This is a genomic window from Flavobacterium piscis, assembly GCF_001686925.1.
GTDB classification, from domain to species: domain Bacteria; phylum Bacteroidota; class Bacteroidia; order Flavobacteriales; family Flavobacteriaceae; genus Flavobacterium; species Flavobacterium piscis.
This window is the reverse complement of record NZ_LVEN01000046.1, coordinates 52,402-78,118: the sequence shown is the minus strand read 5'-3', so window position 1 is coordinate 78,118 and position 25,717 is coordinate 52,402. Positions and strand designations below refer to the sequence as shown.

Genomic DNA, 25,717 nt, shown 5'->3' with positions numbered 1-25,717 from the left:
AGAAGAAGCTTTTTAATATTGTTTTTGTATATATTTTAATAGTTGTTTACTATTTAAAAGCTGGAATTCCAGTTACATCCATTCCTGTAATCAGTAAATGTATGTCGTGAGTTCCCTCATAAGTAATCACACTTTCGAGGTTCATCATATGGCGCATGATCGAATATTCGCCTGTAATTCCCATTCCGCCCAGCATTTGTCTGGCTTCGCGGGCAATATGAATGGCCATATCGACATTGTTACGTTTTGCCATCGAGATTTGAGCCGTTGTAGCTTTTCCTTCATTTCGTAAAACACCTAAACGCCAGGTTAGTAATTGTGCTTTTGTGATTTCGGTAATCATTTCTGCGAGTTTTTTCTGCTGTAATTGTGTTCCTCCAATTGGTTTTCCAAACTGAATTCTTTCTTTAGCATATCTTAAAGCTGTATCGTAACAATCCATTGCAGCACCAATTGCTCCCCAGGCAATTCCGTATCGTGCTGAATCTAAACAGCCAAGCGGTGCGCCCAGACCGGATTTATTGGGTAATAAGTTTTCTTTAGGAACTTTTACATTATCAAAAATCAATTCTCCGGTAGATGATGCACGAAGCGACCATTTATTGTGTGTTTCCGGAGTTGTAAAACCTTCCATGCCGCGCTCAACAATCAATCCGTGAATTCTTCCTGATTCATCTTTTGCCCAAACAACAGCAATATCTGCAAAAGGAGCGTTCGAAATCCACATTTTGGCACCATTTAAAAGATAATGGTCTCCCTTGTCTTTAAAATTGGTAATCATGCTTCCCGGATCAGAACCATGATCAGGCTCTGTTAAACCAAAACAGCCCATGAATTCTCCTGTTGCCAGTTTTGGTAAATATTTCATACGTTGTTCTTCGTTTCCGTATTTCCAGATAGGATACATTACTAAGGAAGACTGAACAGATGAGGTCGATCTTACGCCAGAATCGCCGCGCTCGATTTCCTGCATGATTAAACCGTAAGAAATTTGGTCTAATCCTGCGCCGCCATATTCAACGGGAATATAAGGGCCAAAACCACCAATTTCTCCAAGTCCTTTAATAATTTGTTTAGGAAATTCTGCTTTTTGAGCATATTCTTCTATAATAGGAGAAACTTCTCTTTTTACCCATGCACGAGCTGATTCACGAACTAGTTTGTGTTCGTCTGTTAGCAAATCGTCTAGGTTATAATAATCGGGAGCTTGAAATAAATCTGGTTTCATTTGTGATAGTTTTTACAAAAACAAATTTACGTAATAAAAATATAACAAAACTAGGTTAAATTGTTATATTTTTTCAACGCATAAAGAAGAAAAATAGTATAAACCTTAATTTATTTTAGTTTATTGAAAATTTATAAGCTATTTTTGAGATTCCAAAAAACAAATTTAATGAGGCTGATCATCTCTTTTTTACTTTTTTTTGTTCTGAATACGGCAGTTTCGCAACAGAAAAATGCTTTAACAGAACAAGAGTACTTATTATTGCAAGATAAAATTAGGCTAACTGCAAATGCCAATGTAGATAGTGCCATTGTGTTTGCCAATCAAATGGTAAAATCTAACAACAATAAACACCTGGCTTTTGCAAATGGAGCATTGTCATATTTAGTTCAGTTAAAAGGAAATTCAGCCCAATCCAAACAAAAATATAAGCTTGCATTAAGCTACCTCGATAAAATGCCGGAGACACGGGATAAAAAACAATTGAGATCTATTTTATACAATTATCAGGGTTTATCAGAATGGAAAAGAGGAAATTTTAGCGGAGCGATAGAAAGTTATCAGCAAGGTATTAAGCTTTCTATAGAGATTGGAGATATTATTCAAATTGTAAAATTTAAAAACAATATCGCCTCCATCAATGTAGCCGTGGGGAATTACTTATTGGCTATTAAGGACTTAAGACAGCTTAATGATTTTGTTGATAAAAATGAAAGAGTCTATACCAAAGAGCAATATTTAAATAATAAAAGCAATATCAATCTGATTTTGGCCGGTTCGTATGAAGTTTTTTATATGAAAGATGTCAAGAAAAAGACTTTACTGGATTCTGCCGAATATTTTTATAAAAAGACAATTAGTTATTCTCAAAATTTTCCCGATAATAAAATTGTAGCCAAATTAAGTTTAGGTAACATTTACAGCTGGCAAAAAAATTATGCAAACGCTGAAAAAACATATTATGACATCGTTTTTTTAGCTCATCAAAATAATATGCCAGAGATACTATGTACAGCAAATTATAATTTAGGAGATCTTTATTTCACCACAAAAAAATACGATAAGGCGTTGGTTTTTTTTAAAAAATCAGATTCGATAGCGGCGAGTACTAAAACCAATCAGGTAGATTATCTGAAATCAAATTATTATCAGGCAAAAATTTATAACATTCTAAAAGAGCCTGAACTTGCGTATAAACATTCTAAAATTTATTTGGATAATTACGAAAAATCGGAGTCAAAATTAAATGAAGAAATCCTGGAAGTAAATTATAAGCTGGGGGTTGGAGATTTGACTAATGAAATGGTGACTATTCAGGAAAAATATAAATACGATGTTTTTATCAATAAAGCATTGAAAGTTTTTTATGTCATTTTATTTGTTTCAATTGTTTTTTTATTGATTAAAAACATCAGGGACAAAAACAAGGCTCATAAAAAAATGAATGACCTGATCGAGGAATTCAAAGCTAATTTAGAAAAGAAAGCACATTATCCTGAACAAGAAGAAGAAATAACAGAAGAAGTTTTTGAGCAGGAAGAGGTTTTACTTAAGAAAGAAAATGCTAATTTAAGTATCGATGAAGCCAAAGAAAACAAAATAGTCGAAAAATTACTCGCGCTCGAAAACAAACTCGAATACCTGAATGCTGATTTTACGTTGCCTTACGTAGCAAAAAAAATAAAAACAAATACCACCTATTTATCTTATGTGGTAAATAAACGATTTGGTAAATCTTTTGGAGAATATTCAAACGAGCTTAAGATTAATTATGTAATCAACGAAATGATCACCAATCATATGTATCGTAAATATTCGACTCAGGCCATCGCAGAAAGTGTTGGGTTTAAAAATGCAGTTTCATTTGCTAAATCTTTTCGCAAAAGAACTGGAGTGTCTCCAGCTCAGTTTGCGAATAATATTTAATACATCACAGAATACTATTTTTTGATTCTTTCCTTCTATGATATTTGTTTTTGCATTCTTAGAAAACTATTATGAATGTAGAAAAGGCGTTTTTTTTTTTTTAATCTTTAATCAAAAGTGTAAATTCTAACTCTCAAAAATATTTACAGGACTGTATTTCCTTTTCCATCTCCTTTTGAAGGGTCAATTGGATCCTCACCTCCCGAAATGGTTTTTTGTTGTTTTTTAGATAACATTAAAATTTCAAAATCACTGATGTTTAATTTTTGATTTGCCATTTTCTTTAAGGATTAAATTATGGATGTAAAAGTTTAATTTTTTTTTGAATTGTCTTATATCAGGAATTCTAAATCACGGTTTCGGATTTTGAGTTCTGTTAGTGCTTGCTACCGTATTTCCTTTTCCGTCTCCTTTTGATGGATCAATTGGATCATCACCTCCTGAAACTGTTTTTTGTTGGCTTTTAGATAATTTTTCTGTTTGAAAATCGCTGATATTTAATTTTTTATTAATCATTTTTATGCTTTTTTTTGAGTTAAGTTGTTGATTTATAAGTTAAGGTTGTATTCTAATCTTAGATTATGGTATTGGGTTTTGATTGGGAACGGGTACTGTACTTCCTACTGTATTTCCTTTTCCGTCTCCTTTTGATGGATCAATTGCTTCATCTCCTCCTGAAACTGTTTTTTGTTGTTTTTTAGATAATTTTTCAGATTCGAAATTGCTGATATTTAATTTTTGATTTGCCATTTTTTCTTTAATGATTTATATAAAGTCGCTCTTAAAATCAGAGCAGCTTTGTTTGTTATTTTTAATAAATTTCCAGATTATTTTTTGTAAGAAAAAGCAATATGTTTTGTGCGATCTTAATATTGAAAATGCATTTCACAATTACATACTTCCTTTTCCGTCCCCTTTAGATGGATCAATAAAATCATCACCTCCCTGAATCGTTTTTTGTTGGTTTTTAGCTATTTTTTCTGTTTGAAAATCTGTCAATTTTAATCCTTGATTTGTCATGTGTTTGAGTATTAGGGTTTATGATTTATCAAAACTAGACAAAAAGGAAAACCCTTAATCGAGATTCGTGTTTTGAAGCTTTTATGCGAAATATAATTGATATAAGTGTCTGTTGTTCAATTATTTGAATGATTCATTCAGCCTGCTATAATTTATAAATTGTATGTAGTATAATTGATAAAATGTGTGTTCATGAAGTTTTTTTTCGAATAAAAACAGCAATATTTGTATTGTAATTATGATTTTAAAGACTCAAAAGAAATGTTAAAACTTGTCCAAAAATTTCTACAAATAAACAGGTACTCAGAAATTAAAAATGAGTTTAAGGATTTGTTTCTTTCTCATCCCAATTACCCTAGTTTATTTGCCATAACAGATTCTCTGGATTTGCTATCTGTAGAGAATGCTGCAGTAAGAGTTTCGAAAGAACAAATTGTTGATTTACCATCTAATTTTTTGGCCTACTTTAAGGAAGAAATTATATTAGTCGAAAAAGCTAAAAACTTCGTTCGTATTAATACTTTAAAAAAAGGAAGCTTAAAAATGTCTTACGAGAATTTCCTTTTAGACTGGAATGGAGTAATCGTTGCAATAGAACCAAATAATGTTGTTGCCAGAGAAAATTTAAAAGTAGAATTCAGTTGGTTAAAATTTACTTTACCGCTTTTGCTTGTAGTTGGATTATCTTTTTTTTATAATAACTATACGCTGTTTAGCATTATATTTTTAGCAACATCAGTTTTGGGGTTGATAGTAAGTATTTTTATAGTTCAGGAAAAATTAGGTTTTAAAAACAGTATCATTTCAAAATTTTGTAACCTTAGTTCAAATTCTTCCTGTAATTCTGTTATCAATAGTAAAGAAGGAAATAATAAATGGATTGGTTTTTCAGATTTGCCTCTTATTTTCTTTGGGGCTAGTTTAATCGCTATTTTAATACAGCCGCTTTCATCGGCAATTTTTATTGGTTTTTTAAGTTTATTGGCCATTCCGGTAATTGTTTCCTCCATTTGGATTCAAAAGTTTGAGATTCAAAAATGGTGTGTAATGTGCCTGGCTGTTTCGGCCTTAATATTTGTGCAAAGTGCGATATGGTTTGCATCAGATTTGTTTACGTTAAGTTTTAGTTTTCAGGAAATTTTTCCTTTTGTATTTTCTGTTGTCCTTCTTATCCCAATTTGGTCTGTTTTAAAAACAATGGTAAAAAATGTTCTGGAGAATGAAAATTCACTGAAAGAGATGAAAAAATTCAAAAGAAATTACTCTTTATTAAATTTTTTGTCAAAAAAAGTGCCTTATCCAAATGGTTTAGAAGATTTAAGAGGATTGAATTTTGGAAACCGAAATGCAGCTGTCAAACTTTCTATCATTATAAGCCCAAGCTGCGGACATTGTCATAAAACATTTCAGGAGGCATTTGATTTAGTATTGAGATTTCCGGATAAGATATTCCTGAATGTACTATTCAATATTAATCCTGAAAATGCCGAAAATCCGTATAAGCCAGTTGTAGAAAGACTTTTGGCCATCAACAGAGCTACTCCCGGAAAAACCGTTGAAGCAATATCTGATTGGCATATAAAAAAAATGGGCCTGAAAAAATGGTTAAAAAAATGGCATGTTGATACTGTTAGCATCATGATAAATCAGGAAATACAAAAACAATACGAATGGTGTTCTAAAAATAATTTTAATTATACACCGGTTAAAATTGTCAATGATAAAGTATTTCCAAGTGAATATGAATTAAGCGAATTGAAATATTTCTTAAATGATTTTGTTGAGGAGACTACTACTAGTGAGGTTTTTGAAAAAATAGCCTAATAGTTCTAAAATATAATCTTATATACAATAGACATAAGCTTCAAATGTCTTTAATGATTGAAGTATAACTCACCAATAAACCCGTGCATTATGTTAGAAAAAATTTTAAATCAAGAAGGAACAAAAAAATTAACAACAGACGAAAAAAAGAAAATTGAAGGAGGAAGTGGCCCTTGTCCTCCAAATCAGGTTTATTATGGTAATAAATGTTGGGATAAAGTTCCTGATTAATTCTAAAACGCTAAAACCTATATTATGTTAAAAAATATTTTAAGCCTTGAAGGCGCAGTAGAATTAAGCGAAAATGAGCAAAAAGTAATAGCTGGAGGCAATGCTCCGGTTTGTAACGAAGGTTCTTTTGCGAAAAGATGCAACGAATTTGGAACCGTGCCTTATTACTGGGCCTGCGTACCAAACGGAACAAAATCTTGCTAATTACAGCATAATCAGAATAGAATGAAGTTGATTGTAATTAGTAACAAAAAACAAAAAACAGAGTTATGATAAAAAACATTTTAAACCTCGAAGGTGCCCAGCTGTTAAGTACAGATGAGCAAAAAGTTATACAAGGAGGACAGCCTATAAAATCATCTACTTGTCACTGTTTTTGCAGTACTGGCAGTGCGTCCTGTTTTACTTATTGTCCAGATGGATCAATTCCGGGCTTAAGTGAAGGAAGTACAGGTAATTGTAAGTTTCCATTTGAATAAATCACTAGTTTTTATAACACCCTAAATTAAAATATTATGTTAGAAAATATCTTAAAAATAAAAGGAGCAGAAGTATTAAGCGCAAGTGAGCAAAAAAGTATTACAGGAGGAAGTGTTCCGCCGGATGGTGAGTGTGGAGAATTTGTGGTGTTTTATGCTACACAAGCACAATGTTTAGCGTATCCGCGTAACTTAAGACCAGCATATATAGGAAATAATCAATGTTCTATATTAATGGCTCCGTGTTAATAAGAGGAACTTATTGATAATATTATTTGACTGAATAAATGAATGATATCTCATAAAGATGTTAAAAAAAATTTTGAATTTAGAAAATGCTCAAAGAATAACAAAAGTGGAGCAAAAAAATATATCAGGCGGAATTCCGGAATGCTGGATTTATGCTATTGAGGCTGGTTGTGTTTTAATACCGGCAGGCGGAACTTGTCCTGTAAATACATCTTCAGGCATATGTGAAACAAGTCGCCTTTGTTGCTAATTTTTAATCGTTTTAATAGAAATACAGTATAGCCTTTTTTAGAATTTAGTCATGTTTTTTTTAATTTGTAGGCGCTCGATCGTGGAACATTGAGCAATTTCCCCACATTGATGATTGGTGTTGGGATTCTTTAGGAAAATTGGCCACTGAGTTGATTTTAATTGGTTAGGGTTAACCAGTGCCATCTCCTACAGAAATTGTATTTCTAATAAATATGGTTTATAAATACCCTAACAGAGAAGATATCAATCTTCTCTGTTTTTTTTTCACACAATGAAATAGTAGGATAGTTTTTTAATAGACAGACGCTTCGACTGTCTTAAAGTGATTGAAGTACTAACAAATCAAAAAACAAATTATGAAAAAATTAAAAAATTTAATTGGAGTAGAAGTTTTAAGTGCTGTTGAAAAGAAAAACATCAATGGCGGAGGTCCGGGAATTGAGGCTTGTTATTGTCCTGATGGCACTTTTGCAGGGATCATACATCCTGGGGAAGGTGAGGTTTGCTCATCAGTTATTGAGGAAAGTTGTTTACTGGATAGCTAATTTTTTATAATTTAAAATACAAAAAACCGCCTCATATTTTTTATTTGGGCGGTTTCTTTTATACAGATCCTAACGGTATTTTGAATGATATAGAATGATCGAATAAATTGATTTAAAGATTAAATAGAAATTGGATGCATTGAAATGTAATCGGTTTAAAATAAGTTGTTTAAATTGATTACAAAAAGAGAGAATAATTAATTTAATAGTAAATATCATATTTTTGTTAAATAAAGAAATTTAATCTTAAATTGCTCTGAAATAAATGAATATAAGTTGAAAAAATTCACCAATTATAAGCAGGCTGATTATAAGGATTGTGGCCCGACATGTTTAAAAATAGTAGCGAAACATTACGGAAAAACAATCAACATTCAGGAGTTGAGGGACATTAGCGAAACAACTCGTGAAGGTAGTAACTTGCTTTTTTTAAGCGATGCCGCAGAGAAAATTGGTTTTAGGACTTTAGGTGTAAAATTAAATTTAGAAAGATTACACGAGGCTCCATTACCTTGTATTTTGCATTGGAATAAGAACCATTATGTAGTACTTTATAAAATCAAAAGAGGAACCTATTACATCTCTGATCCGGCTTTTGGTTTAATCGAATATAATAAGCAGGATTTTATTAAATTCTGGATAGGTAATAATGCAGACGAATTTACTCAGGAGGGAGTTGCATTACTGATGGAAGCCGCACCAAAGTTTTTTCAGTCTGAATTTGATAAGGAAGAAAATAAAGGTTTAGGTTTTGCATTATTGTCACAATACGTTTTGCGGTACAAATCATTTCTAATACAACTAAGCATAGGGCTGCTGGCCAGCAGTTTGCTGCAGCTAATTTTTCCGTTTTTAACCCAAAGTATTGTCGATGTCGGGATACAAAATCAAAACATTCATTTTATTTACTTAATTCTTTTCGCGCAACTATTTCTTTTTGCCGGAAAAACAGGTCTGGAACTCATCAGGAGCTGGATATTACTGCATCTTTCTACCCGGATCAATATTTCGCTTATTTCAGATTTCTTTATTAAATTAATGAATCTGCCTATTTCTTTTTTTGATGTGAGAATGACAGGAGATATTATGCAGCGTATTAATGATCATCGCAGAATCGAAAAAATTCTCACCACATCATCATTAAATGTTTTGTTTTCTGTAATTAATATGTTTGTACTGGGCGGAGTACTGGCTTATTTTAATGTTCAGATATTTTTTGTGTTTTTTGCGGGAAGTATTCTTTATTTTGGCTGGATCACTTTATTCTTAAAACGAAGAGAAGTTCTCGATTATAAACGTTTTGCCGAGGTTTCGAACGAGCAAAACAAAGTGATGGAACTTATTAACGGAATGCAGGAAATTAAACTGCATAATGCCGAAAAGCAAAAACGCTGGGGTTGGGAGTATATTCAGGCCAGACTTTTCAGGGTTTCGATAAAAGGATTGGTTTTAGAGCAAACACAAACTATTGGTTCATCTGTCATTAATGAACTGAAAAATATTTTCATCATATTTCTTTCTGCCAAACTGGTAATTGACGGTTCTATAACGTTGGGGATGATGCTGGCGATAAGCTCAATCGTAGGAAGTTTAAACGGACCTATTACGCAGCTTATAGAATTTGTGAGAGAACTTCAGGATGCTAAAATTTCATTGGCAAGATTGTCTGAAATTCATGAGAAAGAAGATGAAACACAACAAGAAGTTCATCAAACAAGTGATGTTCCTTTTGATTCTGATATCGAGATAAAAAATCTTTCGTATCGTTATCTGGGATCAGATATTCCGGTTTTAGATGATTTGAGCCTAAAGATTCCCGCCAATAAAGTCACAGCCATAGTAGGTGTTAGCGGAAGCGGAAAAACGACTTTAATGAAGCTGCTTCTTAAGTTTTATGAACCTGAGAAAGGAGAAATAACGATTGGCAATACACAGTTTAAGAATATTTCGCAAAAAGCATGGCGATCCAATATTGGCGCCGTAATGCAGGAAGGTTTTATTTTTAGTGATACGATCGCTAATAATATTGCTTTTGGCGTAGATAAGGTCGATAAAGAACGCTTGGTTTATGCCTCAGATGTAGCCAATATAAAAGAATATATCAGCGGTTTGCCTTTGGGCTATAATACTAAAATTGGAGCCGAAGGAACAGGAATGAGCACCGGACAAAAACAGCGTATGCAAATAGCAAGAGCAGTGTATAAAAATCCTGAGATATTGTTTTTTGATGAGGCAACCTCAGCCTTAGATGCCAATAATGAAAAAGAAATTATGCGCAAACTGGATATTTTTTTTAAAGATAAAACTGTAGTGGTTATTGCGCACCGACTGAGTACAGTGATGAATGCAGATCAAATTGTGGTTTTAGACAAAGGAAAAATTATTGAAATTGGCAATCACTCTGCTTTGGTAGAACAAAAAGGAAATTATTTTGAACTGGTTAAAAATCAATTACAATTAGGAAATTAATCATGGCAGAAGATACTACATTCGAATTAAGAAGTGAGGAAGTGCAAGATATCCTTACCAGAGTACCCCACTGGATGATTCGCTGGGGAACCGTTTTGATATTTGTAATTATTTTTATGTTGTTTTTTGTATCCTGGTTCATCAAATATCCGGATGTTGTCAATACCGAAATTGTTATTACCACCAATATTCCGCCAGAGAAAATAGTATCAAAATCTTCCGGTCGTATCGAAGCGATTTTGGTAAAAAACAAATCGATAGTTTCTAAAAACAGTACACTCGCAATTATCGAAAACACAGCCAATTACAAAGATGTCTTTTTATTGAAAAAAATAGTGGATGAATATAATATCAACAATCCACAAAAAGCTTTTCCTTTTGCTTTGCTAGAAAATGCGCAATTGGGCGAAATCGAAAGTGCCTTCGCTGTTTTTCAAAAAGATTATCAGGCCGAAGCATTAAATAAAGATTTACAGCCTTTTCAGGTCGAAAACAGAGCGCAGGTTTCGGAGAAAGTACAGATAAAGGAAAGATTGGAAATTCTGCAGCAGCAAAAGATAATTAATGAAAGTGAATTGCAGCTTCAGAAAAACGAAATTGCCCGTTTTGAAACCTTATTCAATAAAGGAATTATTTCGGCTCAGGAAATGGAAGCCAAAAAACTGGGTTATCTTCAGGCACAGAAGAGCTATAAGAGTCTTTTAACGTCTATTTCTCAATTAAAGTCCTCTTTGATTGATAATTCAAAATTAAGTCAGAATTCGCAAATAAGCGGCACTAAAGAAGAAGTTACCTTAGGAAGAAACATGGCGCAGTCTTTTTATCAGCTTAAAAAAGTAATAAAAGATTGGGAATTTGCTTATGCACTAAACTCTTCTGTTAGCGGAGTGGTTACATTTTTGCAGGTTTGGACAGAAAGCCAAACCATAAATGTTGGGGATAATGTTTTCTCTATTATTCCGGATACTAAAAATGGTTTTGTAGGCAAAGTAAAAGCACCGGCCTTAAATTCCGGGAAGATAAAAGTAGGGCAAACGGTAAATATCCGATTAGCGAATTTTCCAGACCGCGAATTTGGCGTGTTAAAAGGAAAGATTCAGAATATATCTCTGGTTCCGGACAAAGATGGAAATTTATTATTAGATGTCGCGCTGCCAAACGGACTGCAAACTTCTTATAAAAAACAAATCGTTTTTCAGCAGGAAATGAAAGGAAGTGCCGAAATTGTAACTGAAGATCTTCGACTAATCGAAAGAATTCTGTATCAGTTTAAGAGTATTTTTGAGCAGGTTTAAAACTTTAGATAAAACTCTTTTGTCAATTCTATATATTCCGGAGTATAAACATGTCGGTCGATTTCGATTGTTAATTCGTCGATTTCGGGTACTGTAGTTTCATTTCGGCTAAAAGCCAATAAACTACGCTTTATCGTTGAGGTTGGAGTGCCTTTTACGTGTGTAATTTTCGTGGGATATAATTCTGATTCTTTCGCTAAAGCGATAAATTTTGCTTCTTCTTTAAAAGGAATAATTATAGCAAATATTCCGTTTTCAGATAAAAGCAAATCGGCAGCTTCAACCAGTTCTTCAAAAGGCATGGCATCCTGAAAACGAGCTAAATCACGTTGTTCATTTTCAGTTTTATAATCTTCGGCATAAAAAGGAGGATTTGAAACAATAAGATCATATTCATCTTCCGGTTCCTCGATAAATTCATCTAAGCCAGCATGAAAACAAAACAAGCGATCACCCCAAGGAGAATTTTCAAAATTATCAACCGCTTGTTCATAAGCATCCTCGTCAATTTCCAAGGCATCAATTTGTTCCGCATGCGTTCGCTGGGCAAGCATTAAAGCAATAATTCCCGTTCCTGCACCAATATCTAATACACTAAACGGATTATGATTTATTGGAGCCCACGAGCCTAGTAAAACACCATCTGTTCCTACTTTCATAGCGGTTTTGTCTTGTTCGATAGAAAATTGCTTAAAAGTGAATTTAGACATTGCCGAAAAATTTAAAATAGGTTTAAGTAAAGTGAGCAACTGAAAACTGTGACAGAAAACTGAAAACTTTTATAAGTACATTTCAACAAGCCCTTCAGGCAAATTCATGATAACTTTTTTATTCTCACGATCAATTTTTACAAGGAAATGATCGATCATCGGAATCAGCATTTCTACTTCGCCATTCAAAACTTCAAAAAGAGGTTGGGCGGTAGAATCGTTTACGGCAACAATTTTTCCAAAAACGCCTAAACGCTGATCTTCAATTTCAAAACCGATAACTTCGTGGAAATAAAATTTGTTGCCGGAAAGTTTTGGCAACATATTCAAAGGAAGATAAATGGCATTACCCATAATGGCGTCTGCATCTTCTTCGGTATTCATATCTTCAAAACGAATTCTAAGAAAGTCGTTTTTGTGCAATGAACTTTTTTCAATAAAAAAAGGAACCAAGTGTTTATTGCATTCAATAAACACTGATTCCAGATTTTCGTATAACTCAGGTTCGTCCGTGTCTAAATAAGCCAGAACTTCACCTTTGAAACTAAATTTTTTAGCGATTTTACCTAAATAAAAACAATCTTCTTTACGCATTCTCGCTAAGTATAATTATGCTTCAGTTGTTTCGTTATTTTCTTCAGCAGCAGGAGCTTCTTCAGTTGATTCTTCAACTTCAGCAACTTCTTCTTCAACTGCAGGAGTTGCAGCAGCGATAGCATCAGCTTCAGCCTGAGCTGCAGCAGCTAAACGTTTAGCATTAACTTCTTGCTCTGCTTTTAAAGATTTAGCTCTAGCATCAGCTTGCGCTTTTGTTAAACCTTCTTTTTTAGCATCAACTTTTCCAGCTTTAGCATCTAACCAATCAGCTAATTTTGCATCAGCTTGTTCTTGAGTTAAAGCACCTTTACGAATACCTCCATCAAGGTGGTGTTTCAATAAAGCACCTTTGTAAGAAAGAATTGCTCTTGCAGTATCAGTTGGTTGTGCACCATTGTGTAACCATTTTACAGCGCTATCAATGTTTAATTCGATAGTTGCAGGGTTTGTGTTAGGATTGTAAGTACCGATTTTCTCTAAGTATTTACCATCTCTTTTTGAGCGTGCATCCGCAGCTACAACCCAGTAAAAAGGTCTTTGTTTTTTACCGTGTCTTTGTAATCTAATTTTTACTGACATAATCTTATGATTAAATTTTGAGGTACTCGACCTCTGTTAATTAAGGGCGCAAAGATATAATTTTTTTATGAATTATCCGTTCCAAACTTTATTAAATATAATTGATGCAGATTTTTGCTGTTTTTTAAGCCGTTTCAGAGTTTAAATTTTCATTTTTTGTATCAAATGAGGTATTTTTGCTTCAAATTCATGATTTTATGAAAAAATATATCTACTTGTTAATTAGTGTTTTTGTACTGGCATCCTGTACCGAAGATGTAAAATTTAATACTCCTGCTTTTCAGGGATTAAAAGACAATGTCTTTTGGAGATCGCAAAACTATACTGCTTATACAACAATGGATGGAGATTTATTTATCGAAGGAGGTTTAGGAGCTGAAAAAGTAAGTTTGAAATTACCTTCTACAACTCCTCAGACTTATATTTTGGGTGTTAATGAGGTAGCAACGGCTTCATATTCGAATATTTTTCCAAGTGAAACACCTCAATTTACTACAGGTACAAACCTGGGCAACGGTCAGGTGGTGATTACAAATTTTGATATTGAAAATAAAACCATTTCCGGAACATTTAAATTTACAGCAGTAAATGTTAGCGAAGGAGATAATGAAAAACCTGAGATACAATTTACTGAAGGTGTTTTTTATAAGGTACCCTATACCTCTAAGGTAAACTTCTAAATAAGTAAGTTTTTCATTTGCAATTGTTTGGTTTTGTTGATTTTTATTTTTTTAAATCAAAATAAAAACATAAATAAACTAATATATAGTAGATTACAGAAAAATAAGACTACATTTGCTACATTATTATAAATAAGTACATATGAACATTTTTGTTGGAAGCCTTCCATTCAGTATTGAGGAAGCAGATTTAAGAGAGTCTTTCGAGGCTTACGGAGCAGTAGATTCAGTTAAAATTATTACTGATAAATTTACAGGAAGAAGCAAAGGTTTTGGTTTCGTAGAGATGCCAAACGATGCAGAAGCTCAAAAAGCAATTGATGAATTGAACGGAGCTACTGTTCAAGGTCGTGCAATTGTGGTTAATAAATCTGAACCGAAACCAGAAGGCGAAAGAAGAAGCTTCAACAATAACAGTCGTGGTGGAGATTCACGCGGAGGTTATGGTGGAGGAAACAGCCGTGGTGGAAATGACCGTGGTGGTAACAGAGGAGGATATTAATATTTTTTTCTAAATATATAAAAGGGATCAACGCAAGTTGATCCCTTTTTTTGTGGGTAAATTTTGTTTCATGTTTATTTTGTTTCAAGTTTCAAGTTGGAAAAACCTAACAATTTTGTTTGCCATTTTTAAGGATATTTTTCCGTAGAGATGCACAGCAGTGCATCTAACGCAAAGCGAAGACGCATTAAGTGCGCCTTAAATGAAACGAAATTTAACTATAAGTTTCAGATTTCATGTTCTAACAATAACTTGAAACCTGAAACCTGAAACAAATACAACTATAGATTCTCTACAAGCCAATCTCCAACCTCGCTGGTTTTGTATGCTTTTGATCCTTTTGTTGCTAAATCTTCTGTAACTATTCCTTGTTCTAATGATTTGTTTACAACGGCTCTGATAGCTTCGGCTTCATCTTTTAATCCAAAAGCATCTTCGAACATCATCGCTGCAGATAAAATAGTTGCTAACGGATTAGCAATATTTAATCCTGTAGCCTGAGGATAAGATCCGTGGATTGGTTCGTATAATGAAGTATGTTCTCCAACAGACGCAGAAGGCATTAATCCCATTGAACCTGAAATTACAGAAGCTTCGTCAGTCAAAATATCTCCGAATAAGTTTTCAGTAATCAAAACGTCATAAGAGTTTGGCCATTGCACCAAACGCATGGCAACCGCATCAACAAATTCGTATGAAACTGTAACTTCAGGATAATCTTTTTCCATTGCCTGAACCGTTTCTCTCCATAAACGTGAAGTTTCCAAAACGTTTGCTTTATCAACACAACACAATTTTTTGCTTCTTGTCATGGCTAATTCAAAACCTTTTTTAGCCAAACGCTGTACTTCAGCTCTCGTATAAACGCAATTGTCAAAAGCTGTTTCGCCACCGTCTCTTCTTCCTTTTTCTCCAAAGTAGATTCCACCAGTTAATTCTCTTAAGAAAACCAAATCAGTTCCTTCAATTCTTTCTCTTTTTAATGGAGAATTATCTATCAAAGAAGGGAAAGTAAATGTTGGACGTACGTTAGCGAACAATCCTAATTTTTTACGCATCAATAATAATCCCTGTTCCGGACGAACGGGCGCACTTGGATCGTTATCATATTTTGGATGACCAATTGCTCCGAATAAAACAGCATCAGCTTTCATGCAAATTTCGTGTGTTTCATCAGGATAAGGAACTCCAACGGCATCAATTGCACAAGCTCCGGTTAAAGCTGGAGTCCAGGTTATTTCATGATTGAATTTTTTTGCAATAGCATCAGATACTTTTACAGCTTCATTAATTACTTCTGGTCCGATTCCGTCTCCGGCTAAAAGGGCTATGTTAAATTTCATTTTTTTTATTTTAAGGTTCTAAGGCTCTGAGTTGCTAAGGTTCTAAGTTTTATCTTAGTGAGTCAGAATTACTAATTTATAAATTTTTTAAGGTTCTAAGGTCTTGATTTTCTATGGTTCTAAGTTTTTTAAGATTATAAGTTCAAAGAAAAAATCTCAGAACCTTAGCAACTTAGCATCTTAGCCAATTACATTCAACATCTTTTGTGTCGCAATAATCGCTGCAACTGTTTGATCAGAATCTAAACCTCTTGTTTTAAATTCTTTTCCGTTGTTTACCCAGGTAATGATCGTTTCGCATAAAGCGTCGGAGCTACTTCCGGGTGGGATTCTCACGGCGTAATCAATCAATTTTGGAAGTATTAGTTTTTTGCTTTTGTAAATTTTTGAGAGCGCATTCATAAAAGCGTCAAACTGACCATCTCCCTGAGCACTTTCTTCGATAATTTCATCGTCGATTTTTAAGAGCAAAGTTGTCGACGGACGCATTCCTTTTGAATGCATTAATACGTAAGATTCAATTGTAATTTTATCTTCGTAAGTATGACTGTCCAAAACATCTGAAATGATGTATGGCAAATCTTCTTTAGTAACGGTTTCTTTTTTATCACCCAATTCGATAATTCTTTGGGTAACCAATTTCAAATCTTCCTGATTTAATTTTAAACCCAATTCCTGAAGATTTTTTTCGATATTGGCTTTACCCGAAGTTTTTCCCAAGGCGTATTTTCTTTTTCTGCCAAAACGTTCCGGAAGTAAATCATTAAAATATAAATTATTTTTGTTGTCGCCGTCAGCGTGAATTCCGGCAGTTTGTGTAAAAACATTATCTCCAACAATGGGTTTGTTGGCAGGAATTCTATATCCTGTAAAAGTCTCTACTAGTTTGCTTACAGTATATAGAGAAGTTTCTTTTATATTGATGCTTACTTCCGGTAAATAATCATTTATAACGGCAACTGTACTTTCAAGTGGCGCGTTTCCTGCTCGTTCTCCCATTCCGTTTACGGTAACATGAAGTCCGTTTATGCCAGCTTTTACGGCTTCCATAACATTCGCAATACTTAAATCGTAATCGTTATGCGCATGAAAATCAAAATGAATCTGCGGATATTTCGCTCTGATTTTTGAGATAAATTCAAAAGTCAAAGACGGAATTAATACGCCTAAAGTATCAGGGAGTAAAACTCTTTTAACGGGCTGAGTAGATAGAAAATCTAAAAACTGAAAAACATATTCGGGTGAATTTCTCATTCCGTTGCTCCAGTCTTCCAGATAAACGTTGGTGTCAATATTGTTTTCTTTCGCTAAAGCAATGATTTCTGCAATTTCAGAAAAGTGTTGTTCCGGTGTTTTTTTTAATTGATGTGTCAGGTGATTCATTGAACCTTTGGTCAATAAATTTTGCACTTTGGCACCTGCTTTTTTCATCCATTCAATCGAAACGCCTCCGTCTACAAACGAAAGTACTTCAATTCGGTTGATGTAACCTCGTTCTTCAGCCCAGGTAGTGATACCTTTTACCGCCTGAAATTCGCCTTCGCTTACGCGGGCAGAAGCAATTTCGATTCTGTCAATATTTAATTCTTCCAACAACAATTGTGCAATGGTTAATTTTTCTGCAGCAGAAAATGATACTCCCGAGGTTTGCTCACCATCACGAAGCGTCGTATCCATTATTTCAATTTTTCTTTTTTCCATTATAATATTGTTTGCTTTGAAAGCATGACTAATCTTAATATTTTATATTTTGGTTATCAGAACTAAACCTGTCGACCAACACATTTTTGTTAATTGAATGTCTTGTCTTTTTTCTAAATCCTGAATCAGTTTTTCGACATTTTTGTCGTGATTTACCGGCCAGTTTTTTTGAGGCAGCATATCATCAATTAAATAGATACCGCCTGAATTCAATAAGTTTAAAGTTTCGTCTAAAACTGCATATTTGCCCGGCCAGGCATCAGCAAAAATCAAATCAAATTTTGAATCTTTATAATTTAAAATCCATTGTTCGGCATCTTCACAAACGAAAGAAACATTTGAGTTCTGAAAATATTTCTTTGCAATACTTTGGTACTCTGCTGAATTATCAATTGAAATTAAATTTGAATTTTCACTCATTCCCTCAATCATCCATGCAAGTGACAATCCGGTTCCGGTTCCTAATTCTAAAAAGTGGCCGTCTTTTTTTGTTGCGGTTAATGTGCGAAGAAAACTTCCTGTTTGTAAATCTGACGGCATTGAAAACGTAATTTTTTCAGAATCACTTTTGATTTCCGAATAAAATTTTGGCAATACAATGTTGTTGTCGTTCATTTTTTAGAAAGAGTTTTTGATTCAAAAATTAAAATCAAAAGCAGTTACAAAGCCCAACTGTAGAATTGAAACTTACGTAACTGCATTTTAGTTGGTTGTGTTTAGTAAGGAAGTTTATCGGCGAAAGCCACGATATCTTCCTTAATATTTTGTAAATAATCAATGTCGTCAAAACCATTGATCATGTTGTTCTTTTTGTATCCGTTTATAGCAAAAGATTCTGATTGGCCCGTTGCCAATAAAGTAATCGTTTGATTTGGCAAGTTAATTTCCAATTCTGTTTTAGGATCAGCTTCAATTGCTTTAAAAATAGTATCAGCAAATTCAGGGCTAACCTGAACTGGCAAAACACCAATATTCAAACAGTTTCCTTTGAAGATGTCAGCAAAGAAACTAGAAACTACAGCTCTAAAACCGTAATCGTAAACTGCCCACGCAGCGTGCTCTCTTGAAGATCCTGAACCGAAGTTTTTTCCTCCAACCAAAATTTTTCCGCTGTAAGTTGAATCGTTTAAAACGAAATCAGCTTTTGGAGTATCATCTCCGTTATATCTCCAGTCTCTGAAAAGGTTGTCTCCAAAACCTTCGCGTTTTGTAGCTTTTAAGAAACGAGCCGGAATAATTTGATCCGTATCTACGTTCTCAATTGGCAACGGCACTGCGCTGCTGGTAAGTATATTAAATTTATCGTATGCCATTTTAATTTTAGATTTTTGGATTTTAGATTTTAGATTTTCTGAAAATGAGAATCTATATTAAACCTAAAAGCAATTTTATTGAATTTTTGAAATTGTTATTGCAATTGTCATTGACTAGAATAATTCCCTTGGATCAGTTAGTTTTCCTGTAACAGCAGCAGCGGCAGCCATAATTGGGCTTGCTAATAATGTTCTTGAACCAGGACCCTGACGACCTTCAAAGTTTCTGTTTGATGTACTCACTGCATATTTTCCAGCTGGAACTTTATCATCGTTCATTGCTAAACAAGCAGAACAACCAGGCTGACGTAATACAAAACCAGCTTCAGTTAAAATATCTAAAAGGCCTTCTTCTTTAATTTGAGCTTCAACTACGTGCGAACCCGGAACTAGCCAAGCGGTAACATTATCTGCTTTTTTTCTTCCTTTTACAATTTCTGTAAAAGCTCTAAAATCTTCAATACGGCCGTTTGTACAACTTCCTAAGAAAACATAATCAATTGGTTTTCCAATCATTACATCATCTTCTTCAAAGCCCATGTAAGCTAAAGATTTTTTGTAAGTTTCCTCTCCGCCTTCAACTTGGTTGGCATTCGGAATATGTTTAGAGATACCAATTCCCATTCCAGGGTTAGTACCATAAGTAATCATTGGTTCAATGTCTGAAGCGTTGATATTTAATTCAGCATCAAAAACAGCATCAGCATCTGTTTTTAGCGTTTTCCAGTATTCAACCGCTTTAGTCCAGGCTTCTCCTTTTGGAGCGTACAATCTTCCTTCAAGGAAATCAAAAGTTTTTTGGTCCGGAGCGATCATTCCACCACGAGCACCCATTTCGATACTTAGGTTACAAACAGTCATACGGCCTTCCATTGTCATATTTTCGAAAACATCTCCGGCGTATTCAACAAAATAACCTGTACCTCCAGAAGTAGTTAATTGTGCAATAATATAAAGTGCAACGTCTTTTGGACCAACACCTTTGCTCAATTGACCGTTTACGTTAATACGCATTTTCTTTGGTTTTGGCTGCATGATACATTGTGTAGAAAGCACCATCTCCACCTCAGAAGTTCCGATACCAAAAGCAATCGCTCCAAAAGCACCGTGAGTAGAAGTGTGTGAATCTCCACAAACAATAGTAGCACCTGGCAAAGTAATTCCGTTTTCAGGACCCACTACGTGTACAATTCCATTTTTAATGTGACCTAATCCCCAGTGTGAAATTCCGTACTCGGCAGCATTATCTTCAAGCGCTTTAAGCTGATTGGCAGATAGTGCATCTTCAACTGGTAAATGTTGGTTTATGGTTGGTGTATTGTGATCTGCAGTTGCAAAAGTACGTTCCGGGTATAAAACCTTAACGCCTCTGGCTTTTAATCCTAAAAAAGCAACAGGACTCGTAACTTCATGAATGAAATGACGATCAATAAAAAACACATCTGGTCCATCTTCAATTTTACGCACTACATGTGAATCCCATACTTTGTCAAATAATGTCTTACTCATTTTTATTTTTTTTAATTGTAATTTCTAATCACAGCAATTTCCTGCTCATCATAATAGGAAAACAAAATTAGAAAAAGATATAAGGTCGTCAATTGCAATATTTCATTATATACGATACCCAAACTGAAATACAAATTAGTATTCGCTTTTTTGCTGTTCAATTTGATTGTAGAATGAATATAAATTGGTTTTACTTTCTCTTTTTGTGTTAATTTTGATTTGACTGCTTTAATTGTAATAGTTGGCAAATTTATCTCAAAATCATTACAGAATATAGGTTTTAATTGAAAAAAATGTAACAAAATGAATTAAAATAGTAATAATTGTTAGTTTTGGATTCTTTTGTATTTTTTTGAGATTACATGTAAAAAGACTTTTGATAGTGTAAAATAGAAGGTTTTAAAGGATGTTTTTTTTAGAATTTTTAATTGAAATACTACGACATCCAAGAAGTGTATTTTTATGAAATTTCATGAATTTTAAGAGAAAAACTGATTACTTAATAAGAATCATTTTTTAAAGATTTAACCGTTTTCTATCTCCAAAAAAAGCGTAAATTTGGACTTCCTCCAAATTTTATTTGTCGATTTTTATAGTTCATGTAATCAGTTATTTACAATGTTGAGAATTGGAATTTGGAATTTAATTTTTGCTATTTAAACTTATGTATTTAATATTCGATACCGAAACAACCGGATTACCAAAACGCTGGGATGCTCCAATTACCGATTCTGATAACTGGCCTCGCTGTATTCAGATCGCATGGCAGCTTCATGACGAAATGGGAACACTTGTCGAACATCAGGATTATCTGGTGAAACCTGACGGATTTAATATTCCGTATGATGCCGAACGTATTCATGGAATCTCGACCGAATTGGCTGAAGCCGATGGAATCACTTTGGCTGAAGTTTTGGAGAAATTCAACATCGCTTTGAGCAAAACCAAATTTATTGTGGGTCAGAATTTAGGTTTTGACGTTAATATCATGGGAGCTGAATTTCATAGAATGGGAGTAGATTCTTCTATGAGTTCAATGCCGGTTTTGGACACTTGTACTGAGGTTACGGCTTCATTATTAAAACTTCCGGGAGGTCGTGGAGGAAGATTTAAATTACCAACATTAACAGAATTACACGAATATCTTTTTAATAAACCTTTCGCGGAAGCGCACAACGCAACTGCCGACGTTGAGGCAACTACGCGTTGTTTTTTGGAATTAATCAGGAGAGAAGTTTTTACGAAAGAAGAACTGGATGTTGATAAGGATTATTTTAAGGAATTCCAAAATAGAAATCCACAGGAATTTCCTTTAATTGGTTTAAAGCACATCAATTTAAAAGCCGCTTCTGATAAAATTAGAGAGCAGCTAAAAGCATTAGAATCGGTTGGCAAAGAAACTACAGTTTCACATTCTGACAGAGAAGATTTTAAGGAGGCAAAATACGCGCATTTACACAATCATACCCAGTTTTCGGTTCTTCAATCTACTATAGGAATTGGTAATATTGTAGCGGCTACGGCCAAAAATGGTATGCCGGCTGTTGCGATGACCGATACCGGAAACATGATGGGAGCTTTTCATTTTGTGAGTGCCGTTATGAACCACAACAAAGCAGCATCTGCAAAAAATAAAGCTTTGGTTGAAGCTGGTGAAGAACCAACAGAAACGGAGATAAAACCAATCGTAGGTTGTGAATTTAATGTCTGCGACAACCATCTTGATAAAAGCAAAAAAGACAACGGAAATCAGGTTGTATTACTGGCCAAAAATAAAAAAGGGTATCACAATCTGGCCAAAATGTCATCGATTGCTTTTACTGACGGATTTTATTATGTTCCAAGAATTGATCGAAAAATTGTCGAACAATATAAAGAAGATATCATGGTTTTGTCCGGGAATTTATACGGAGAGATCCAGAGTAAAATCCTGAACGTTGGTGAAAACCAGGCCGAAGAAGCTTTGATTTGGTGGAAAGAACAATTTGGCGATGATTTTTATTTGGAAGTAATGCGACACAATCAGGAAGACGAAAATCGTGTGAATAAAACGCTGATTGAGTTTTCGCAAAAACACAATGTTAAATTAATTGCGACCAACAACACCTATTATTTAAATAAAGAAGATGCCAACGCACACGATATTTTATTGTGTGTAAAAGATGGCGAAAAACAAGCGACACCAATTGGTCGTGGTCGTGGCTATCGCTACGGATTACCCAATCAGGAATACTATTATAAGTCATCAGAAGAGATGAAAAAACTCTTCGCTGATTTACCTGAAGCCATTATTAATATTCAGGAAATCGTTGATAAGGTCGAGATTTATTCGCTTTACCGTGATGTATTGCTTCCTAAATTTGATATTCCCCAGGAGTTTGTAGTTCCTGAAGATGATGCAGATGGAGGGGTTCGTGGTGAAAATAAATACTTACGTCACCTTACGATGGAAGGTGCAAAAAGAAGATATGGCGAAATTACAGAATCGATTCAGGAACGTTTGGATTTTGAGTTATTAACGATTTCGAATTCCGGATATCCGGGTTACTTTTTGATTGTACAGGATTTCATCGCCGAAGCCAGAAATATGGACGTTTCGGTAGGTCCAGGTCGTGGATCTGCTGCCGGATCTGCGGTAGCTTATTGTTTAGGAATTACCAATATTGACCCCATTAAGTACGATTTGCTTTTTGAGCGTTTCCTAAATCCTGACCGTGTATCCATGCCCGATATTGATATTGACTTTGATGACGAGGGTCGTGGTCGTGTAATGGAATATGTAATCAATAAATACGGTAAAAATCAGGTTGCACAAATTATCACTTATGGTAAAATGGCAACCAAATCAGCGATTCGTGATACGGCTCGTGTACTGGATTTACCTTTATTTGAAGCCGATAGAATTGCCAAATTGATTCCGGCAATGATGCCATCAAAATGGAATCTGGCGCGTTTTATTTCTGAAAACGAGGATGAAGTTAAAAAAGCCCTTCGTTCTGATGAATTTGATAATGTAAAAGAATTAATCGCCATTGCCAATGAAGATGATTTGGCCGGAGAAACCATTCAACAGGCAAAAATCCTTGAAGGATCAATGCGAAATACCGGAATTCACGCCTGTGGGGTAATTATTACGCCATCGGATATTACGAATTTCGTTCCCGTAACCACCGCAAAAGATTCTGATTTGTATGTAACCCAGTTTGATAACTCGGTTGCAGAAAGTGCAGGATTGCTGAAGATGGACTTCTTGGGTCTGAAGACCCTTACCTTAATAAAAGATACCGTTAAACTTGTAAAATACAGAAACGGAATTGATCTTGATCCGGATACATTCCCGATTGATGATGTTGAGACTTATGCACTTTTCCAGAGAGGAGAAACGGTTGGAATATTCCAATACGAGTCACCCGGAATGCAGAAATACATGAAGGATCTGAAGCCAACGGTTTTTGGGGATTTAATTGCCATGAATGCCTTGTATCGTCCGGGACCTTTAGAGTATATCCCTTCTTTCGTAAGAAGAAAAAATGGCGAAGAAGAAATCAAATACGATTTAGATGCTTGTGAGGAGTATTTGGGAGAAACCTACGGGATTACCGTTTACCAGGAGCAGGTAATGCTTTTGTCGCAATCGCTGGCTGACTTTACAAAAGGTGAGGCCGACGTTTTGCGTAAGGCGATGGGTAAAAAACAAAAAGATGTACTCGATAAAATGAAGCCTAAGTTCGTAGAACAAGCGGCAAAAAAAGGTCATGATGCAAAAGTTCTGGAGAAAATCTGGAAAGACTGGGAAGCCTTTGCGAGTTACGCCTTTAACAAATCACACTCGACTTGTTATGCGTGGATTGCCTATCAAACGGCGTATTTAAAAGCACATTATCCGGCAGAATATATGGCTGCGGTGCTTTCGAATAATATGAATGATATCAAACAAGTATCATTTTTTATGGAAGAATGCAAACGAATGGGATTACAGGTTTTAGGACCAGATGTAAACGAGTCGTTTTACAAATTCACGGTAAACGATGAATATGCAGTACGTTTTGGAATGGGCGCTATTAAAGGTGTGGGTTCCGGAGCTGTGGCAACTATTGTAGAAAGCAGAAAAGACGGTAAATATAAATCGATTTTTGATTTGGCGAAACGTATCGATTTACGTGCAGCAAATAAAAAAGCGATCGAAAATCTGGCTTTGGCCGGAGGTTTTGATTCGTTTGAAGGAACCACAAGAGCGCAATATTTTCATGATGATGGCGACGGAATAACCTTTTATGAAAAAGCAATTCGTTACGGATCTAAGTTTCAGGAAAACGAAAATTCATCGCAAGTGAGTTTATTTGGTGAAACCAGTGAAGTGCAAATTGATGAACCAGTTGTGCCTCCTTGTGAAGACTGGAGCACGATGGAAAAATTAGCAAAAGAGAAAGAAGTCGTTGGAATTTACATTTCGGGACATCCTCTTGATGATTTTAGATTCGAGATGAAATACTTCTGTAATTCCCGACTAGAATCGCTGAAAAGCATGAATGAATATGTGGGTAAAAATTTAAATTTTGCCGGAATCATTAATAACGTTCAGCATCGTGTGGCAAAAAACGGAAAAGGCTGGGCGGTGTTTAATTTAGAAGGATACGATGAGAGTTATGAGTTTAAGATTTTTGGTGAAGAATACTTAAAATTTCGCCATTTCCTGATTCAGAATAATTTTGCTTTCATTAAAATATTAATAAAAGACGGTTGGGTCAATCATGATACAGGTAAAAAATCAGATCCAAGAATGCAGTTTGTTGAGATCAGGCAATTGCAGGATATTCTGGAAGCTTTTGCTAAAAAACTGATTTTGTTATTGAACATAAAAGATTTGCAGGCTGAATTTATTCATAATTTAAGTCAATTGTTTAGTGCAAACAAAGGAGATAATTCTGTGACTTTTGAGATTATGGAATTAGAAAAGATAAAGCGTTTGGTCGAAGTAGAAACTCCTACAGACTTTGAAGAAGCCGATGATGCCGTTTTCGTAGATGAAAATGCCGAAGATGGAGAAACACAACTTGAAGAAACTAAAATTCAGGAAGTGAATGAAGTCGAAGAAATAAAGGTTGTCACCAAGCTTGCTATGCCAAGTCGCAGGTTAAAAGTTAAGATTTCTACTGAGTTATTGATAGAATTAGAGAAAATGCAGGTAAATTTTAAGCTAAACTAAATTTTAACAGTTAAAATTTAATGGAAAGCATTTTTTTTAAGTTAAAAATATGCATGCAT

Annotated in this window: 25 protein-coding genes; 12 read left to right on the top strand and 13 right to left on the bottom strand. The window is 34.5% G+C overall.

The window, feature by feature from the left end; genetic code table 11:
- Positions 1-49: 49 nt before the first annotated feature.
- Positions 50-1,228, bottom strand: coding sequence for an acyl-CoA dehydrogenase family protein (locus FLP_RS21450; RefSeq protein ID WP_065451550.1), 1,179 nt, complete (start codon positions 1,226-1,228; stop codon positions 50-52).
- 168 nt (positions 1,229-1,396) lie between these two features.
- Between FLP_RS21450 and FLP_RS21445 the strand changes: the two genes are divergently transcribed.
- Positions 1,397-3,154: an AraC family transcriptional regulator gene (locus FLP_RS21445; RefSeq protein ID WP_065451549.1), complete on the top strand. Its 1,758-nt coding sequence runs from the start codon at positions 1,397-1,399 to the stop codon at positions 3,152-3,154.
- A gap of 143 nt (positions 3,155-3,297) precedes the next feature.
- Here FLP_RS21445 and FLP_RS25335 read toward each other — a convergent pair whose 3' ends face one another.
- The 4 genes from FLP_RS25335 to FLP_RS25320 all read right to left on the bottom strand — a co-directional run bounded on the left by FLP_RS25335 (position 3,298) and on the right by FLP_RS25320 (position 4,174).
- Positions 3,298-3,432, bottom strand: coding sequence for an rSAM-modified peptide (locus tag FLP_RS25335; RefSeq protein WP_121318313.1), 135 nt, complete (start codon positions 3,430-3,432; stop codon positions 3,298-3,300).
- A gap of 73 nt (positions 3,433-3,505) precedes the next feature.
- Positions 3,506-3,670 (bottom strand): rSAM-modified peptide, encoded by a 165-nt coding sequence (locus FLP_RS25330; RefSeq protein WP_123921693.1) that lies wholly within the window; start codon positions 3,668-3,670, stop codon positions 3,506-3,508.
- Positions 3,671-3,733: 63 nt separating this feature from the next.
- On the bottom strand, positions 3,734-3,904 hold the full coding sequence (locus FLP_RS25325) for an rSAM-modified peptide (RefSeq protein WP_121318317.1): 171 nt from the start codon (positions 3,902-3,904) through the stop codon (positions 3,734-3,736).
- Between the two features lie 141 nt (positions 3,905-4,045).
- On the bottom strand, positions 4,046-4,174 hold the full coding sequence (locus FLP_RS25320; RefSeq protein WP_089477440.1) for an rSAM-modified peptide: 129 nt from the start codon (positions 4,172-4,174) through the stop codon (positions 4,046-4,048).
- A gap of 261 nt (positions 4,175-4,435) precedes the next feature.
- Between FLP_RS25320 and FLP_RS21440 the strand changes: the two genes are divergently transcribed.
- From FLP_RS21440 to FLP_RS21405, 8 genes are all read left to right on the top strand, one after another.
- Positions 4,436-5,998 carry a vitamin K epoxide reductase family protein gene (locus FLP_RS21440; RefSeq protein ID WP_065451548.1) on the top strand — a complete coding sequence of 521 codons (1,563 nt, stop codon included), beginning with the start codon at positions 4,436-4,438 and terminating at the stop codon, positions 5,996-5,998.
- A gap of 90 nt (positions 5,999-6,088) precedes the next feature.
- Positions 6,089-6,229 (top strand): hypothetical protein, encoded by a 141-nt coding sequence (locus FLP_RS25595; RefSeq protein WP_158596285.1) that lies wholly within the window; start codon positions 6,089-6,091, stop codon positions 6,227-6,229.
- Between the two features lie 24 nt (positions 6,230-6,253).
- The gene (locus FLP_RS21435) at positions 6,254-6,433 is read left to right on the top strand and encodes a hypothetical protein (protein ID WP_065451547.1); all 180 of its coding nucleotides are present in this window, start codon (positions 6,254-6,256) and stop codon (positions 6,431-6,433) included.
- Positions 6,434-6,744: 311 nt separating this feature from the next.
- Positions 6,745-6,957 carry a hypothetical protein gene (locus tag FLP_RS21425; protein ID WP_065451545.1) on the top strand — a complete coding sequence of 71 codons (213 nt, stop codon included), beginning with the start codon at positions 6,745-6,747 and terminating at the stop codon, positions 6,955-6,957.
- Positions 6,958-7,030: 73 nt separating this feature from the next.
- Positions 7,031-7,207, top strand: a complete 177-nt coding sequence (locus FLP_RS25590) for a hypothetical protein (protein ID WP_165606703.1) — start codon at positions 7,031-7,033, stop codon at positions 7,205-7,207.
- Positions 7,208-7,565: 358 nt separating this feature from the next.
- Entirely contained in the window at positions 7,566-7,754 is a 189-nt protein-coding gene (locus tag FLP_RS21415) for a hypothetical protein (protein WP_065451543.1), read from the top strand.
- A 276-nt stretch (positions 7,755-8,030) separates the two neighbouring features.
- On the top strand, positions 8,031-10,223 hold the full coding sequence (locus tag FLP_RS21410; RefSeq protein ID WP_065451542.1) for a peptidase domain-containing ABC transporter: 2,193 nt from the start codon (positions 8,031-8,033) through the stop codon (positions 10,221-10,223).
- A 2-nt stretch (positions 10,224-10,225) separates the two neighbouring features.
- A complete protein-coding gene (locus FLP_RS21405) occupies positions 10,226-11,518 on the top strand; it encodes an HlyD family secretion protein (protein ID WP_065451541.1) in 1,293 nt (430 codons plus the stop codon).
- Here the strand turns inward: FLP_RS21405 and FLP_RS21400 are convergent.
- The 3 genes from FLP_RS21400 to FLP_RS21390 form a co-directional block, all read right to left on the bottom strand.
- On the bottom strand, positions 11,515-12,228 hold the full coding sequence (locus FLP_RS21400; protein WP_065451540.1) for a tRNA1(Val) (adenine(37)-N6)-methyltransferase: 714 nt from the start codon (positions 12,226-12,228) through the stop codon (positions 11,515-11,517). The genes FLP_RS21405 and FLP_RS21400 overlap by 4 nt on opposite strands.
- 69 nt (positions 12,229-12,297) lie before the next feature.
- On the bottom strand, positions 12,298-12,822 hold the full coding sequence (gene rimM / locus FLP_RS21395; RefSeq protein WP_065451539.1) for a ribosome maturation factor RimM: 525 nt from the start codon (positions 12,820-12,822) through the stop codon (positions 12,298-12,300).
- 15 nt (positions 12,823-12,837) lie between these two features.
- Positions 12,838-13,404, bottom strand: a complete 567-nt coding sequence (locus tag FLP_RS21390) for a 30S ribosomal protein S16 (RefSeq protein ID WP_065451538.1) — start codon at positions 13,402-13,404, stop codon at positions 12,838-12,840.
- Positions 13,405-13,601: 197 nt separating this feature from the next.
- On the opposite strand from FLP_RS21390, the gene FLP_RS21385 reads away from it, so the two are divergent.
- Both FLP_RS21385 and FLP_RS21380 read left to right on the top strand, forming a co-directional pair.
- Positions 13,602-14,084, top strand: a complete 483-nt coding sequence (locus FLP_RS21385; RefSeq protein WP_065451537.1) for a DUF6252 domain-containing protein — start codon at positions 13,602-13,604, stop codon at positions 14,082-14,084.
- A 142-nt stretch (positions 14,085-14,226) separates the two neighbouring features.
- Positions 14,227-14,586 (top strand): RNA recognition motif domain-containing protein, encoded by a 360-nt coding sequence (locus FLP_RS21380; RefSeq protein WP_026982652.1) that lies wholly within the window; start codon positions 14,227-14,229, stop codon positions 14,584-14,586.
- A gap of 281 nt (positions 14,587-14,867) precedes the next feature.
- Here the strand turns inward: FLP_RS21380 and leuB are convergent, their stop codons facing one another.
- The 5 genes from leuB to leuC form a co-directional block, all read right to left on the bottom strand.
- A complete protein-coding gene (gene leuB / locus FLP_RS21375; protein ID WP_065451536.1) occupies positions 14,868-15,929 on the bottom strand; it encodes a 3-isopropylmalate dehydrogenase in 1,062 nt (353 codons plus the stop codon).
- A gap of 180 nt (positions 15,930-16,109) precedes the next feature.
- Positions 16,110-17,630, bottom strand: coding sequence for an alpha-isopropylmalate synthase regulatory domain-containing protein (locus tag FLP_RS21370; RefSeq protein WP_065451535.1), 1,521 nt, complete (start codon positions 17,628-17,630; stop codon positions 16,110-16,112).
- 42 nt (positions 17,631-17,672) lie between these two features.
- Complete coding sequence (locus FLP_RS21365) at positions 17,673-18,245, bottom strand: O-methyltransferase (RefSeq protein WP_065451534.1); 573 nt, start codon at positions 18,243-18,245, stop codon at positions 17,673-17,675.
- Between the two features lie 101 nt (positions 18,246-18,346).
- Positions 18,347-18,943 carry a 3-isopropylmalate dehydratase small subunit gene (gene leuD / locus FLP_RS21360; RefSeq protein ID WP_026982656.1) on the bottom strand — a complete coding sequence of 199 codons (597 nt, stop codon included), beginning with the start codon at positions 18,941-18,943 and terminating at the stop codon, positions 18,347-18,349.
- 114 nt (positions 18,944-19,057) lie between these two features.
- Positions 19,058-20,452, bottom strand: coding sequence for a 3-isopropylmalate dehydratase large subunit (gene leuC / locus FLP_RS21355; RefSeq protein WP_065451533.1), 1,395 nt, complete (start codon positions 20,450-20,452; stop codon positions 19,058-19,060).
- 664 nt (positions 20,453-21,116) lie between these two features.
- On the opposite strand from leuC, the gene dnaE reads away from it, so the two are divergent.
- The gene (dnaE, locus tag FLP_RS21345; RefSeq protein ID WP_065451531.1) at positions 21,117-25,658 is read left to right on the top strand and encodes a DNA polymerase III subunit alpha; all 4,542 of its coding nucleotides are present in this window, start codon (positions 21,117-21,119) and stop codon (positions 25,656-25,658) included.
- Positions 25,659-25,717: the final 59 nt, after the last annotated feature.